This is a genomic window from Flagellimonas amphidinii (assembly GCF_013090115.1).
GTDB lineage: Bacteria > Bacteroidota > Bacteroidia > Flavobacteriales > Flavobacteriaceae > Flagellimonas > Flagellimonas amphidinii.
Genome location: NZ_JABFNN010000021.1, coordinates 237,293 through 251,841 on the forward strand (window position 1 = coordinate 237,293; position 14,549 = coordinate 251,841).

A 14,549-nucleotide genomic window follows, 5' to 3' on the forward strand; every position below is an offset into this window, starting at 1 on the left:
GTTACAAAAAGTTTTAAGGGTCTGAATTAGGTACTAGCACCCGTACTAATTCTGAGTAACTCCTGTCTATTGGAAACATTAAGCTTGCCATAAATATTGGTGATATGGCTCTTTACGGTACTTAGGCTTATAAAAAGTTCGCTTGCAATCTCTTTGTTACTTTTTCCTTGTAAAATAAGATTGCGCACCATGGTTTCCTGTTTGCTCAATTCAGGAATTGAGTGTTTTCTTTTTTTGCGACTTAACTTCAAAACCCAATAAGCTAAAATCACAACAACGCTAATTAGACCAATATTCAACCATCTGCTTCGCACCAATTCCTGATCAATAGTTTGCTGACTTAAATAAGCCAATTTTTCTTCTAAGAATCGATATTCCAAAGAGGGAATATCACTCTGCTGAAGTTTTACCAAGAGTGTATTGTAATATTCTGTGTTTTCTTGAATATCACGATTTAGTAAATTTTGTTCTTGCAAAACCTTAATGGCTACCAATTTCACTTTTAAAATTTGAAGTGAATCCCTAGCATAACCTCTTAGCTGATATTCCTTTTCTGTTTTGGAAAGTTCGGAAGACTGTAATTGGGCTTCAAAATATTTGAACTTTTTCCACTCTTTAGTGGTTAATGCATCTGCAAGGCTATCTTGGACTATGGAGTTTTTCCAACTGACATTCTCCTTGGCGGCAGCACTATCAGTAAAAAACAATGCAATCAACAGTAAGTGGATGTAAAGTAACCTCAAGACAATTCTAGTTTTGAATAAATTTCAATAAAAATCAGGAAGAAGACAAATCCAAAATAGCATTTAAAATCTCATCCAGAATTTCCTGCACTCTCGGTTTTGTGCAATTGATCAATATGGAAACGACTGTTTCTTCTTCGGGGTAGACAAAAAAATTGGTGTACGCACCAACACTATTCCCCACATGGCCCACAAAAGGTCTTGCTGCTTTATCCTGACTTACTTGAAATCCCAAACCATAGTAGGTAGACTTTCCATTGATGCGTTGTGAAGTAAATAATTTATCATAGGTCTCTTTTTTGAGCAATTTCCGCTCTAAAATAGCCTGCCCCAGCTTGGCAATATCATTGCTTGTGGACAAATAACCCCCTCCAGCTAACTTGTAATAATTATCAACCTCAATAGCTGTTTTAAATCCCGTTCTTATTCTTGTATAAAAATTTGCCAAATACCCTTTGAAGCTATTTTCATCTTTAGATGGAGCAAATGTTCCGTTCATATTCAAGGGATTAAGGATATTTTCTCTGACATAAACTCCAAAAGGCACCCCACTTGCCTCTTGCATGGCCAAGGAAAGCAACACAAAATCAAAACTATTGTACAGATAGCCTTTTCCTGGCTCAAAAAGAAGAGGATCTTCTTGAAATACTTTTATTCCATCCCTGATCGAATAGGGTAGATTAAGCGCAAATTCCTTTCCACGGTAGCCACGAACTCCAGCAGTATGACTTGCGAGTTGCCGTAAAGTAAAGTCATGTTTTTTTGTGGGGAAGTATGGTACGTAGTCGTATAAAGAAGTATCTAAATCCACTAAACCTTCATCTACCATTTTACCCAAGGCCATTCCAGTAATACATTTTGAAATGCTGGCAATCCTAAATACAGTTTTTCTTGGATGCACTCTATATCTCTTTTCCAAATCCGCATAACCATAACCCTTTTGAAGCACAACTTTGCCTTTTTTCAAAATGGTCACTGCCATACCAGGCACTTTTTTTGAGGCAATCAGATTATGAAATTGAACTTCTGCCCTTTCCAAACCTTTTAAGCCTTCAATCGATTTCACTTCTTGGTGAGCAGCAAATAAATTCTTGATATAGAAAAAAAAGGAGTTCAACAGCAAAAGTTTATAGTTCCGAATGTACTAAGAAATAGGGCTTATCGGATTGAAATTTAGTCCTTAAAAATCAAACGTCCATTAAAGATTTCCTCTACTTCCACCTCTGGTGGTCTGTTGCTGCTGACCACATCCCCTGTTCCTCGAATGACACCACTGATGCGCAACTGCGGATTTACAAAAACATCATTGGAACCCCTATGATTGATGGTCACATTATCAGCTAACAATTCTTCTGACTCTATCCTAGAATCTCCTGAAGCAACACTTACAACAAAATCTTCTGTACTCCCTCTTAGCTTGAAAAAAGCAATTCCGTTGACCACGATCCGTAAAGACTGGGTATCAACCTGTAAATCAAAAGATCCATCTGTAGTTTCGGTTTCTGGATTATTGAAACTTTCAGAAATCAATGCCAAACTTGGGTAACTCAGTACGCCATCGCTAGAAATCAACAAGCCTGTACTGCTACGTATTTCGGTAATATTGGGCGAAGTCACATAAAAAGTGGTCAAACCATAATCCCTTACAAAATTGCATCCGTTTTCATTTCTAAGAACCAGCCTACCATCTTCAACTTCAGCAGACACATCATTTCTGAGGAATTCTCCAGTTTCCACTTCTACCATTTGCTCATCCCCCTGCTTCACCACTAGATTGCTATTTTCAAAAACTGTAATTGTAGTAAACTCAGGAACTGTAACAACATCCCGAACCAAATCTCCAGCATTCTGAAAACAATCGGGTACACTATCACCATTACAGGCAACCAAAAGCAACATTGATACTATTGTAGTCCACTTTTTCATAAGCGCATTCCTATTCCAAATTCAACAGCCTCTGCCTTGGCAGCATGTGATTTTAAGGTAACTGCTCCAAAGAGCTTGTTACCAAAATAGCGTTTTAAACCAATCCGATTATACGTCTGCCCTTCAAAATCAAAAGGATAATATACATAATAGCCCAATTGGGTCTCAATACTCATTTTGTTGATGAAAAGTTCGTGACCAACAAATAATCCGACACGCTTATAATCAGCAGCTGGATCTACATTCAATTCAGGGAAGGAGGTCGACTGATAACGAATCAATTCTTTTAAAAAGTTGGAAAAGAACATATCCGTTCCCAACTGAATCGCACTTTTTCTTCCCAGACGTTTATCTGCATACGCAGAAACAATCCAAAAGCCATAGCGACCTGAATTGATAATATCACTTTCATTGATTCCTCCCCTAAGTGCTAAATTGATTCGGATTGGTTCAATGATTTTCTCACCTTTTTCAGGTTTTATGAATTCATAGGTCTCTCCACCATCCAAATCATAGGTCAGTCCCACGTTCAAAGCCATAGTATTTGTGGATGTATTGGGAGCCTTAAAGTTGGCGTTGGAGTAATGTATCAGTGAAATTCCGGCCTTTATGCCTAATCCCTCCACCAAATTCTCCTTTTGATAGTTCAACATTACCATCGTAGAACTCAACAAATGGCTACCGTAGGCATTGTTACGGAAGTTTTCGTTTTTATCATACGGGTTTGTATTGTATGCAACACCTTGCCCCAACCGAAATTGAAGGTTTCTTTTGAAAAAATAGAAATTGTAATGGGCATAAAGACTAAAATGCTCTCCTAGGGTAGGGTTCTTCATATCCTGATACACAAAAGAAAGACCAGTATCTGGATATCCAAAATCCGCTTCCCAGTCTTCATGGCCAAAACGTTTCCTGTTAAATCCTAGAATAATCCCTCCCGGATGCCCTTTGATTAAATGGGAAATGTCTGTATTGTGCAAAAGAATGGAACCATAAAATTGACTGGCATCCAGAACATATTTTTTAGGAATATCCTTTTGTTGGGAATATCCTAAAACACCATAGGTTAGCAGCATCAAATAAAGTAGGCGCTTCATGAGGCGCTAAAGTAGGAAAATTAAAAAACCTCTTGGACTATGGCCTTAATATTATCTGATTTTCCCATAGAATAATAATGCAATACGGGCACTCCCGCTTCCTTAAGTTCCTTGGATTGCTCAATGCACCATTCTACACCCACTTGCCTTACCTCTTTGTTGGTCTTGCAAGCTTCCACTGCATCTATCAAATCTTCGGGAATATCCACTCTAAAAACTTGAGGTAACAATTGTAAATGCCTTTTTACGGCTATAGGTTTAATTCCTGGTATAATAGGAACATCAATACCCATTTTACGTGCCTCATCTACAAATTCAAAGAATTTTTGATTATTGAAGAACATTTGGGTCACCACATAATCAGCTCCCAAATCCACCTTATGCTTTAATCGTTTTAAATCTGACTTAAGAGATGGAGCTTCCATGTGCTTTTCTGGATAACCGGCCACTCCAACACAAAAATTGGGGCAATTATTTGTTTCAATGACCTCATGCAGATAATTACCTTTGTTCAAATCTTCTATCTGGGCCACGAGATCCGAAGCATATTGGTGTCCTCCTTTTGTTGGAGCAAAATATTTTTCCTCCTTCATGGCATCACCACGTAAAGCCATCACATTGTTGATACCCAGATAATGACAGTCCACTAATAAGTACTCTGTTTCCTCTTTGGTAAAACCACCACACAGTACATGAGGTACGGTATCTACATCATATTTGTGTTTTATAGAGGCACAAATTCCCAAAGTACCGGGACGCATTCGGGTTAATTTCTTGTCCAAAAGACCATCTCGATCAATATACACATACTCTTCCCTAGAAGTGGTAACATCAATAAATGGAGGGTTGAACTCCATTAAAGGGTCAATATTATTATAGAGTTCCTGTATATTTTTTCCCTTTACCGGGGGAATAATTTCAAAACTGAATAGCGTTTCTCCTTTTGCTTTTTTGATGTGCTCGGTAACTTTCATTCTTTAAATTAAGTAGGTTTGTTGATGGTTTTTAGTTGATAGCTCAAATTATTTCAAACTACCGTACTTGATAAAACCATTCAGCAACCTTTTACAATTTTTAATCTGTTCGATAATCAATTGAAATTCTGAGTCAGAAACATAAGATTGATCCAATGCCAAAAAAATCTGAGTCTCCAACTCATATAGAGAACCTCTTGTTATATGCGAAAATTTAATAGTATCAACTGAAGTTCTTCGTCCACAACCTTTGGCTATATTGGAAGGAATAGAAATGCCTCTTCTTCTCATCTGGTTGGTCAAACCATAAACTTCATCTTTTGGAAAAGTAGTGGTCAAATCATAAGTGATTTTAACCAATCTTCTTGATTCTTTCCAAACATCCAAATCTGTGTATCCCATCTTAATGCTATTAACACTAAACCATCAACTATGAACCAATACAGGAGTCAACCACTTTTGTGCTTCTTCCTCTTTAATTTCTTTTCTTTTGGCAAAATCCTTCACTTGGTCCTGCTGTATTTTTCCCAATCCAAAATATTTTGCTTTGGGGTGCGCAAAATAGTACCCGCTGACACTAGCGGCTGGCCACATGGCCAAACTTTCGGTCAATTTTACCCCTATTTTTTCTTCAACTTGCAATAGTTCCCAAATGGCCAATTTCTCCAAATGGTCTGGACATGCCGGGTAACCAGGTGCAGGTCTAATGCCTCTGTACTTTTCATCAATCAGGTCGTTGTTTTCCAGATTCTCGTTTTTGGCATATCCCCAGTGTATGGTTCTAACTTCTCTATGCAAATGTTCTGCAAAGGCCTCTGCCAAACGATCTGCCAATGCTTTCACCATAATAGAGTTGTAATCGTCATGTTCCTCTTCATACTTTTGAGCCAATTCTTGGGTTCCAAAACCAGTTGTTACACAAAAACACCCCACATAATCTTGAATACCTGAATCTTTTGGAGCAATAAAGTCGGCAAGGGCAATATTTGGAACACCATCACGCTTCTTTAGTTGCTGCCGAAGTGTTCTGAAAACAACTTTATCCGTATTGTTCTCGACTGCACTCGAACTGACAAATGATTTACTTGAATTCTCATCTAGATTCGATTCGAAAGGTCTTACTGACAATTCAATATCATCATCATTCACTTGATTGGCAGGAAACAATCCAAAAATGCCCTTGGCTTTCAATAATTTTCCATTCAATATTTTTTGAAGCATCACTTGGGCGTCTTCAAAAAGTTCGGTGGCCTGAACACCCACTACTTCATCCTGCAAAATATTAGGGTATTTACCATGCAGGTCCCAACTTCTAAAGAAAGGTGTCCAATCAATGAAATCAACCAGTTTTTTCAAATCAAAATCATCACAAACCTGAATTCCCAAGCTATTTGGCTTTTTGATATCAGAAGCATCCCATTCAATTTTCAACTTGTTGCTCCTTGCCTCTTCCAAACTCAAATATTCTTTTTGCTTGGTTCTATTCAAAAACTTGTCCCTGAAGCTTTCGTAATCCAATTTGATGGATTTTTTATATGCACCAGACGTTTCTTTCTGTAATAAATCGCCCACAACTGTAACAGCTCGTGAAGCATCATTCACATGAACCACAGATTGACTGTATTGGGGATCTATTTTTACGGCGGTATGGGCCTTACTTGTAGTTGCGCCACCTATTAACAAGGGCACATCAAATTTTTGGCGTTCCATTTCTTTTGCCAAAAAGACCATTTCATCTAAAGAAGGTGTTATCAAACCACTCAAGCCAATAATGTCCACTTGTTCTTCCTTGGCTTTTTGTATAATGATTTCCGGAGGGACCATTACACCTAAATCCACAATTTCGTAATTATTACAGGCCAAGACCACGCTTACAATATTCTTTCCAATATCGTGGACATCTCCTTTTACTGTAGCCATTAATATTTTGCCCGCTGCTGAGGTATTGGTATCCTTAGATTCCTCAATATATGGGGTAAGATAGGCTACTGCTTTCTTCATAACACGGGCAGATTTTACCACCTGTGGCAGAAACATTTTCCCGCTACCGAACAAGTCCCCTACTACATTCATCCCCGTCATCAAATTGCCTTCAATAACCTCCAAAGGTTTGGAAGCCTGCTGACGTGCTTCTTCTACATCCTCAACAATATACTGGTCTATTCCTTTTACTAGTGCCCTTGTTATGCGATTTTGAAGTGGTTCTTCTCGCCATGACAAATCCACTTTGCTTTCCTTGGCTTTGCCCACGACCGTTTCTGCAAATTCCAACAGTCGCTCCGTGGCATCATCCCGTCTGTCCAAAATAACATCCTCCACATGCTCCAACAAATCCTTTGGAATATCATCATAAACTTCCAGCAAAGCTGGGTTTACAATCCCCATATTCATCCCCGCCTTAATGGCATAGTAAAGAAATACGGAATGCATTGCTTCACGTACTGGATTATTGCCCCTAAAAGAAAAAGAAACATTACTTACCCCACCACTAACGCTGCAATGCGGCAGGTTCTCCCTAACCCATCTGGTACCTTCTATAAAATCCAGGGCATTTTTTCGGTGCTCCTCCATGCCCGTGGCAACTGGAAAAATATTCAGGTCGAAAATGATATCTTCTGGGGCAAACTTTACTTTGTTGACCAAAACATTGTATGATCGTTCCGCAATTTCAATCCTTCTTTGGTAGTTATCAGCTTGTCCAACCTCATCAAAAGCCATTACAATTACGGCTGCTCCATAACGTTTGATCAATTTGGCCTGACGGATAAATTCCTCCTCCCCTTCTTTTAGGCTGATAGAGTTTACCACACATTTTCCCTGCACTACCTGAAGCGCAGCTTCAATGATTTCCCATTTGGAACTATCAACCATAATGGGCACCCGGGCAATATCTGGTTCGGCCACGATAAGGTTTAAAAACCTGACCATAGCCTGCTTTCCATCAATGAGCCCATCATCCATGTTAATATCAATGATTTGGGCCCCACCTTCAACCTGATGCCTCGCAACTTCCAAAGCCTCCTCGTATTTCTCTTCTTTAATCAAACGAAGAAATCTTTTGGAACCGGCCACGTTGGTCCGTTCCCCGACATTCACAAAATTGCTTTCTGGGGTAATGACCAAGGGCTCTAGACCACTCAGCTTTAAATATCTTTCTTCTTTAGCCATTGATTATACTAGGATGGTCATTTTTCTAGGTTGGTATTTCTTTACTAGATCGGCTATTTCTTTGATATGTTCCGGTGTTGTACCGCAACATCCGCCTACAATATTTACCAAGCCTTTTTCTACATATTCCTTGATTTGGGAAGCCATCTGTTCTGGGGTTTCGTCATATTCCCCAAAGGCATTTGGTAAGCCCGCGTTAGGGTGAGCTGATACTGCATAACCAGTTTTAGCAGAAACAACCTCCAAATGGGGCACCAATTGTTTTGCTCCTAAAGCACAATTGAAGCCTACGGAAAGTATGGGAATATGAGAAATGGAAATTAAAAACGCCTCCGCGGTTTGACCAGACAAAGTCCTGCCTGAAGCATCCGTAATAGTTCCACTTACCATGACAGGAATCTCAATATTTCTTTCTTCTTTTACTTCTTCAATGGCAAACAGGGCGGCTTTGGCATTTAACGTATCAAAAATGGTTTCTACCAATAGCAAATCTGAGCCCCCATCCAACAAGGCTTCTACCTGTTGTTTGTACGCCACTCGTAACTCATCAAAAGATACTGCTCTAAATCCAGGGTCATTCACATCTGGGGACATACTTGCAGTTTTATTGGTTGGGCCAATACTCCCCGCCACAAATCTTGGTTTATTTGGTTCTTTTGCCGTAAACTCTTCTGCTACTTTTTTGGCAATCTTGGCAGATTCATAATTGAGCTCATATACCAGATCTTCCATGTGGTAATCAGCCATGGCAATAGTGGTTCCAGAAAAGGTATTGGTTTCTACAATATCAGCACCTGCTTCAAAATATTTTCGATGGACTTCGGCAATGGCTTCAGGTTGGGTCAAGGATAATAAATCATTGTTCCCTTTGAGCGGATGTCCCCAATCCTTAAATCGTTCTCCTCTAAAATCTTCTTCTTCAAATTTGTAACGTTGCAACATGGTTCCCATGGCACCGTCCAAAACTAAAATCCGTTGTTGTAAAATATCTTTAATCTTCATAACATAGCTCCCTCATTTTATAAGGGCAATATCGTAATCAAGAAAAGTAGAAGATATACAGCCAAACTGTAGTTGTCCTTGTTATCCTTCCCTAGTCACGGATGGTAATATCCTCCATGAAATCCCAAATTAAATCTGGGATAGGGTAGAATGTAGCACCTTCTCGAAGTCGAGGGTTGCTAAGGTTTCATCGGGTCCAATCCCTCCACCTTTCTTGATAACTTTTCAATTTATAAATGAACTAAGGTGCAAAATAACCACTCTTTGACCTTAAAAGCAACTTAAATTCCCTTTTTATAACATTAAGACCTTCCCAAGTGAAAAACAAAGGAAGGTCTCATATATTGAATTTGTCTATAAAACTAGACTATACTTTGTACCACTTCTTTTTTGGCTTCTTTTTTGGAGCCGTCAAAACCTTGGATTCCTCCTACCGTAGTATACTTCATTACAAAGCGTTTATCTGGATTGATAATCTGGTAGGCAAACTGGCACATCACTGCAGCTTCATGAAAACCTGACAATATCAACTTAAGTTTTCCGGGGTAAGTATTTACATCTCCAATAGCGAAAACTCCTGGAATATTGGTCTGGTAATCCTTGGCATTGTTTACCTTGATGGCGTTCTTTTCTATTTCAAGACCCCAGTTTCCAATAGGTCCCAATTTTGGAGAAAGTCCAAATAGAGGAATGAAATGATCCGTTTCTAAATAAGTAGGCTCTTTAGCATCATCGTTGTGCTTTATCACTACCGCTTTCAATTCATCATCACCATGTAGTTCTTTCACCTCTGCTTCGGTATACAACTGAATCTTGCCGAGCTTGGCCAATTCAGATGCTTTTTCCACAGAATCCAAAGCTCCCCTAAACTCATTTCTTCTATGTACCAAAGAAACCTCCGAAGCTACATCGGCCAAATAAATAGCCCAATCCAAGGCTGAGTCACCACCTCCTGCAATGACCACTTTTTTATTGCGATACACCTCTGGATCCTTGATGATATAGGCGACTCCCTTATCTTCAAAATCCCCCAAATTGGAAATGAGTGGTTTTCTGGGTTCAAAAGAGCCAAGTCCACCCGCAATCACCACCACAGGTGCATGGTGTTGGGTTCCTTTATTAGTTGTTACGATAAAAGAACCATCTTCCAGCTTTTCCAATGAGTCGGCACGCTCCCCTAAAGTAAATCCCGGCTCAAAGGGTTTTATCTGTTCCATAAGCCTGTCTACCAAGTCACCTGCAAGAATCTCTGGATATGCCGGGATATCGTAGATGGGTTTTTTGGGGTAGATTTCAGAACATTGCCCACCTGGTTGTGGTAAAGCATCAATCAAATGACATTTAAGCTTCAACAAACCTGCCTCAAAAACTGTGAACAATCCCGTTGGACCTGCACCAACTATCAATATATCTGTTTTTATCATAACTCTTCTTTTTAGGCCAAACGTTGAGCCCATATTTTACTTGCTATCCAATAATTCCTTTTCCTTGTTTTTGAACTCTCTTTGAATCTTTAAAAGATGCTGACGATGATTGACCACATCTCCTATGATGATAATTGCAGGATTGGATAACTGCTGCTCCTTTGCCTTGTTCTCAATTGAAGCAACAGTACCAATTCCTATTTTTTCGTTTTCTTTTGTTCCATTTTGTATAATAGCCACTGGAATGTTCATTTTCCCTTCGGATTTGAACAATTCCATTATCTCTGGCAACTTTGACATTCCCATTAAAATGATTACAGTAGCATTTGATTTGGCAGCAAGGGCAACATCTGAGGATAATTTGTGTTCTTTGGTTGTTCCGGTAATCACCCAAAAACTTTCGGCTGAACCTCTTTTGGTAACAGGAATGTGCTGTGATGCTGGTACCGCAATTGATGAAGAAATCCCGGGAACAACAGCTGCATCCAATCCGTGCGATGCCGCAAATTCCATTTCTTCTGACCCCCTACCAAACACAAACGGATCTCCTCCTTTCAATCGAACCACATGCAAACCCTGTTCTGCTCTTTGAACAATTAAATCATTGATTTGATGCTGTTGGTATGCATAACAACCTTTCCGTTTACCGACAAATATTTTTTCCGCATCTGGAGCATAATTCAATAGCTCTGCATCTACCAGAGCATCGTACAGCACCACATCAGCTTTATGTAAAGTCTTGATTCCTTTTAGGGTAATCAAGTCCACATCTCCCGGACCAGCTCCAACTACTGTCAACTTTCCTCTAAGCATGTTCCAATTCTAGTTTTCTGTAGTTTTCCAAGCGTTCCAAAACTTGTTTTGCATCTTCCAAATAGTTTTGGGCAAATTCTTTTGAAGGCTCATTTTTGTTCAACTGCAACGTCAAGTTTTCAAAACCTCCTGGAAATGCTATTTTTCCAGATTCCACATATAACTCATTGAAATCTCTTATTATACTGGAGTGGGTATTGGTCTTTACTTTTTCGGCAGTTAATAACGCCTTGGCTGAGTTGACAATTGATTGGTAGGAGTAATAGATACTTGCCGGCCATTTTTGATTTTTGAGTGCTTCTTCAGCATTTTCAATTTTCTCTTGGCTTTCGTAGAAAAGTGTAGCTACCAAATCCACAATTACACCAGCGCATTCTCCTATTCCTATTTCCTTTTTATATTTTTCTTCATTTCCCCAATCGATAAAATCATCTTGGGTAAGGTTATCGATATCCGTTAATGGCTTCAAAAATTCGTAGAAATATTGTTCTCCTTTTTCCTGATAGTATTCAGCATAAGATGTTCCATTGCCATTGGTGTCGTAATCATCCAAAATGAGCTTAAGCGCCTGTGGTCCCCTTTTACTTGGAATTTTCACCACTTTATCAGCAAATTGCCCTTTACCATCACCAAAATTACCTCCTCCCAACAACACTTGTAGGGCAGGAGCCACCAATTTATCCTTAGTACGAATGGACATTCCTTGAAATCCTATATTGGCCATATTGTGTTGGCCACAAGCGTTCATGCAACCACTTATTTTAATGACCACATCTGGGTTATTGATGTACTGCGGGTAATCAGATTTAATAACACGTTCCAATTCTTCGGCAATTCCTGTACTACTGGCAATTCCCAAATTACATGTATCCGTGCCGGGACATGCTGTTATATCCAATGCTTTGTTATATCCGGCCTCTGCAAATCCCAGTTTCTTGAGTTCTGAATAGAAAAACGGAATCAATTCTTCTTTTACAAATGGAATAAGTATGTTCTGCCTTAGCGACAAACGAATCTCTCCGGCCGCATAATCTTGTACCAATTTTGCCAATTTTCTGGCTTTATCCGTATAAAAATCCCCAAGCAACACCTTGATTCCTATTGCAACGAATCCTTCTTGTTTTTGGGGCACCAAATTTGTGGATTTCCATTGTTCAAATTCGGATACGTTTTCAAGCTCCACGTTAGGCACTTCAACATTTGCCACTTTGGGCTCTGGATAGCTCAAAAAATCAATGGGATATGTCTGATGTGGAATTGCCAACTGCTCTTCTTCCAAAAGTTTTTTGAATCCGTCCAAACCAATATCTTTCAGCAGAAATTTCATTCTGGCTTTTGCCCTGCTCTTACGTTCACCATGTCTATCAAAAACACGGATAACGCCTTCCATTAAAGGTATGATTTGGTCAGTAGCCAAGAAATTATACAATTCATCAGCATGTCTGGGCTGTGAACCCAATCCGCCTCCAAGCATTACCTTAAAACCTCTTTCCCCATTCTTTACTTTTGCGATAAAGCCCAAATCATGCATATAAGACAAACCTGTGTCCTCATCACTGGATGAAAATGAAACTTTAAACTTTCTACCCATTTCCTGACCTATGGGATTCCTCAAAAAATATTCAAACACAGCTTGGGCAAAGGGAGAAACATCAAAAGGCTCGTTGATATCAATACCGGCCGTTTCACTTGCAGTTACATTTCTGACTGTATTTCCGCAGGCTTCTCGGAGCGTAACCTCATCTTTTTCCAATTGCGCCCACAACTCAGGAGTCCTTTCCAAATCCACGTAATGGATTTGAATGTCTTGACGAGTGGTTATATGGAGTCTTCCTCTAGAATATTCATCAGAAACATCACAAATACGCAACAACTGATTAGAGGTCACTTTTCCGTAGGGCAATTTGATTCTCACCATTTGAACCCCAGGCTGTCGCTGTCCATAAACTCCACGTGCCAAACGTAAACTACGGAATCTCTCCTCATCTATATTTCCTTCTTTAAAAAGACGAATCTTTTTCTCGAGTTCAATGATATCCTTCTCTACTATAGGGTTTTCTATTTCTGTTCTGAAGCTTTTCATATCCTATTTATCCTATGTTTTAAATAGATTTATAAAATATTTATTCCTACTGCTCTTAAAAGAATTAAAGCGATTATACTTTCCTATAAAATTCTATTGCAAATGAATTCCGCACTCTCTAGTTTCCAATGCCTTAACTGGATCAAAATAGGTGCTGTTCTTTGGCAAGTCATGTTCCTCTAAATAGGCATCCAAGTCATCATCGGTCCAATAATAAAAAGGGCTTACCTTTAAAATACCATCCTTACTGAAACTTAAAATATCTTTAGAACTTCTCAATGCCGTTTGACGTACTCTAATATTGGTAAACCAAACGTCTGGTTGATGTTCGGCCAAAGCTCTACGAAAAGGCTCCAACTTTACAATATCAGAAAATTCTGCGTGCTCAGGTTGGTCAACAGAAGGGAAACCCAAACGATGTTCCGTATAAGCTTTAGTTTCCTTAGGCACAAAAGTGTTCAATTTAAGGTTGAGTCTTTTGGTCAAATATGAGGCATGCTCATAAGTTTCCGGCAGGTTATAACCTGTATCACACCAAACAACATCAATACCTGGATTTATGCCTTGAAATGTATTTAATAAAACCGCTGAATATTTTCCAAAACTTGTTGTGATAATTCTTTTATTGGATAATTGCAGTGCCCAAGTTATAATTTCCTCTGGAGGTATACCCCTTAACTGTTTATTGTAATATTCTAAATCTATATCTAACCTCATAATATATTCTCTATAACTTTAATAGGATAATTCAAAAATAGAACTAATATTAGAACCAAATCGTTAAAAACAAGATAAAATTACTTTTACCCTATAGTTTTAATAGATTAATAGGGTTTCATCAATCCTTTTAAAAAATTCTTACTATATTTTTGTCTGAAGTGAAAATTTAGTACCCCTATATTAAGTCGGCCAGTGTATTATTCCGATAAACTTCTAAAGCACTGTCTCTTACCTGAAGCATTAATTTGTTGACTGCGCATTTGTTTTCATCCGGACAGTCATCACATTTTTCATAAAAATTAAGGCTTACACAAGGTACCATGGCAATAGGCCCCTCTAGGACACGCATTACAGAAGTCATCAAAATTTCATTAGGCTCTTTAATAAGGTAGTAGCCTCCTCCTTTTCCTTTCTTGGAACCTAAGAGACCATTTCGCCTAAGTGTCAACAAAATACTCTCCAAAAACTTTTGGGAGATATTTTCATGCTTTGCAATCTCTGCAATTTGAACCGGCTCCCTGCTCGATACGGAAGCAAGGTACGTTAATGCTTTAAGACCATATTTTGTTTTCTTGGAGAGCATCTCACGAATATAGGGA

Annotated in this window: 13 protein-coding genes and 1 riboswitch; all 13 genes read right to left on the minus strand. The window is 38.9% G+C overall.

Translation table 11 applies throughout. The annotated features are described in order from the left end of the window. Positions 1-26: 26 nt before the first annotated feature. Positions 27-743 (minus strand): response regulator transcription factor, encoded by a 717-nt coding sequence (locus tag HJC33_RS17265; RefSeq protein WP_246245463.1) that lies wholly within the window; start codon positions 741-743, stop codon positions 27-29. A gap of 34 nt (positions 744-777) precedes the next feature. After that, positions 778-1,860, minus strand: a complete 1,083-nt coding sequence (locus HJC33_RS02310; protein ID WP_171657168.1) for a serine hydrolase domain-containing protein — start codon at positions 1,858-1,860, stop codon at positions 778-780. Between the two features lie 56 nt (positions 1,861-1,916). After that, the gene (locus tag HJC33_RS02315; protein ID WP_171657169.1) at positions 1,917-2,669 is read right to left on the minus strand and encodes a head GIN domain-containing protein; all 753 of its coding nucleotides are present in this window, start codon (positions 2,667-2,669) and stop codon (positions 1,917-1,919) included. After that, positions 2,666-3,766: an acyloxyacyl hydrolase gene (locus tag HJC33_RS02320; protein ID WP_171657170.1), complete on the minus strand. Its 1,101-nt coding sequence runs from the start codon at positions 3,764-3,766 to the stop codon at positions 2,666-2,668. The genes HJC33_RS02315 and HJC33_RS02320 overlap by 4 nt, the downstream gene beginning before the upstream one ends. Positions 3,767-3,786: 20 nt before the next feature. Then, on the minus strand, positions 3,787-4,740 hold the full coding sequence (metF, locus tag HJC33_RS02325) for a methylenetetrahydrofolate reductase [NAD(P)H] (RefSeq protein ID WP_171657171.1): 954 nt from the start codon (positions 4,738-4,740) through the stop codon (positions 3,787-3,789). A 48-nt stretch (positions 4,741-4,788) separates the two neighbouring features. Next, positions 4,789-5,142: a four helix bundle protein gene (locus HJC33_RS02330; RefSeq protein WP_171657172.1), complete on the minus strand. Its 354-nt coding sequence runs from the start codon at positions 5,140-5,142 to the stop codon at positions 4,789-4,791. Between the two features lie 24 nt (positions 5,143-5,166). Further along, the gene (gene metH / locus HJC33_RS02335) at positions 5,167-7,908 is read right to left on the minus strand and encodes a methionine synthase (protein ID WP_171657173.1); all 2,742 of its coding nucleotides are present in this window, start codon (positions 7,906-7,908) and stop codon (positions 5,167-5,169) included. A 3-nt stretch (positions 7,909-7,911) separates the two neighbouring features. Then, positions 7,912-8,910 (minus strand): homocysteine S-methyltransferase family protein, encoded by a 999-nt coding sequence (locus HJC33_RS02340; protein WP_171657174.1) that lies wholly within the window; start codon positions 8,908-8,910, stop codon positions 7,912-7,914. Positions 8,911-9,036: 126 nt separating this feature from the next. Continuing rightward, a riboswitch (SAM riboswitch) is annotated at positions 9,037-9,134 on the minus strand. 138 nt (positions 9,135-9,272) lie between these two features. Then, complete coding sequence (locus HJC33_RS02345) at positions 9,273-10,334, minus strand: NAD(P)/FAD-dependent oxidoreductase (protein WP_171657175.1); 1,062 nt, start codon at positions 10,332-10,334, stop codon at positions 9,273-9,275. Between the two features lie 36 nt (positions 10,335-10,370). After that, positions 10,371-11,147, minus strand: a complete 777-nt coding sequence (gene cobA / locus HJC33_RS02350) for a uroporphyrinogen-III C-methyltransferase (protein ID WP_171657176.1) — start codon at positions 11,145-11,147, stop codon at positions 10,371-10,373. Continuing rightward, positions 11,140-13,230 (minus strand): HEPN domain-containing protein, encoded by a 2,091-nt coding sequence (locus HJC33_RS02355; protein ID WP_171657177.1) that lies wholly within the window; start codon positions 13,228-13,230, stop codon positions 11,140-11,142. Before HJC33_RS02355 ends, cobA begins: the two co-directional genes overlap by 8 nt. Before the next feature lie 93 nt (positions 13,231-13,323). Further along, positions 13,324-13,947, minus strand: a complete 624-nt coding sequence (locus tag HJC33_RS02360) for a phosphoadenosine phosphosulfate reductase domain-containing protein (RefSeq protein ID WP_171657178.1) — start codon at positions 13,945-13,947, stop codon at positions 13,324-13,326. A gap of 178 nt (positions 13,948-14,125) precedes the next feature. After that, positions 14,126-14,533: an RrF2 family transcriptional regulator gene (locus HJC33_RS02365; RefSeq protein ID WP_171657179.1), complete on the minus strand. Its 408-nt coding sequence runs from the start codon at positions 14,531-14,533 to the stop codon at positions 14,126-14,128. Positions 14,534-14,549 lie beyond the last annotated feature (16 nt).

Coding starts and splice junctions, on each gene's coding strand:
- HJC33_RS02360 (WP_171657178.1), bottom strand. CDS start 13,947: ATGAGGTTAGATATAGATTTAGAATATTACAATAAACAGTTAAGGGGT.
- HJC33_RS02345 (WP_171657175.1), bottom strand. CDS start 10,334: ATGATAAAAACAGATATATTGATAGTTGGTGCAGGTCCAACGGGATTG.
- HJC33_RS02355 (WP_171657177.1), bottom strand. CDS start 13,230: ATGAAAAGCTTCAGAACAGAAATAGAAAACCCTATAGTAGAGAAGGAT.
- cobA (WP_171657176.1), bottom strand. CDS start 11,147: ATGCTTAGAGGAAAGTTGACAGTAGTTGGAGCTGGTCCGGGAGATGTG.
- HJC33_RS02340 (WP_171657174.1), bottom strand. CDS start 8,910: ATGAAGATTAAAGATATTTTACAACAACGGATTTTAGTTTTGGACGGT.
- metH (WP_171657173.1), bottom strand. CDS start 7,908: ATGGCTAAAGAAGAAAGATATTTAAAGCTGAGTGGTCTAGAGCCCTTG.
- HJC33_RS02365 (WP_171657179.1), bottom strand. CDS start 14,533: ATGCTCTCCAAGAAAACAAAATATGGTCTTAAAGCATTAACGTACCTT.
- HJC33_RS02315 (WP_171657169.1), bottom strand. CDS start 2,669: ATGAAAAAGTGGACTACAATAGTATCAATGTTGCTTTTGGTTGCCTGT.
- HJC33_RS02330 (WP_171657172.1), bottom strand. CDS start 5,142: ATGGGATACACAGATTTGGATGTTTGGAAAGAATCAAGAAGATTGGTT.
- metF (WP_171657171.1), bottom strand. CDS start 4,740: ATGAAAGTTACCGAGCACATCAAAAAAGCAAAAGGAGAAACGCTATTC.
- HJC33_RS02320 (WP_171657170.1), bottom strand. CDS start 3,766: ATGAAGCGCCTACTTTATTTGATGCTGCTAACCTATGGTGTTTTAGGA.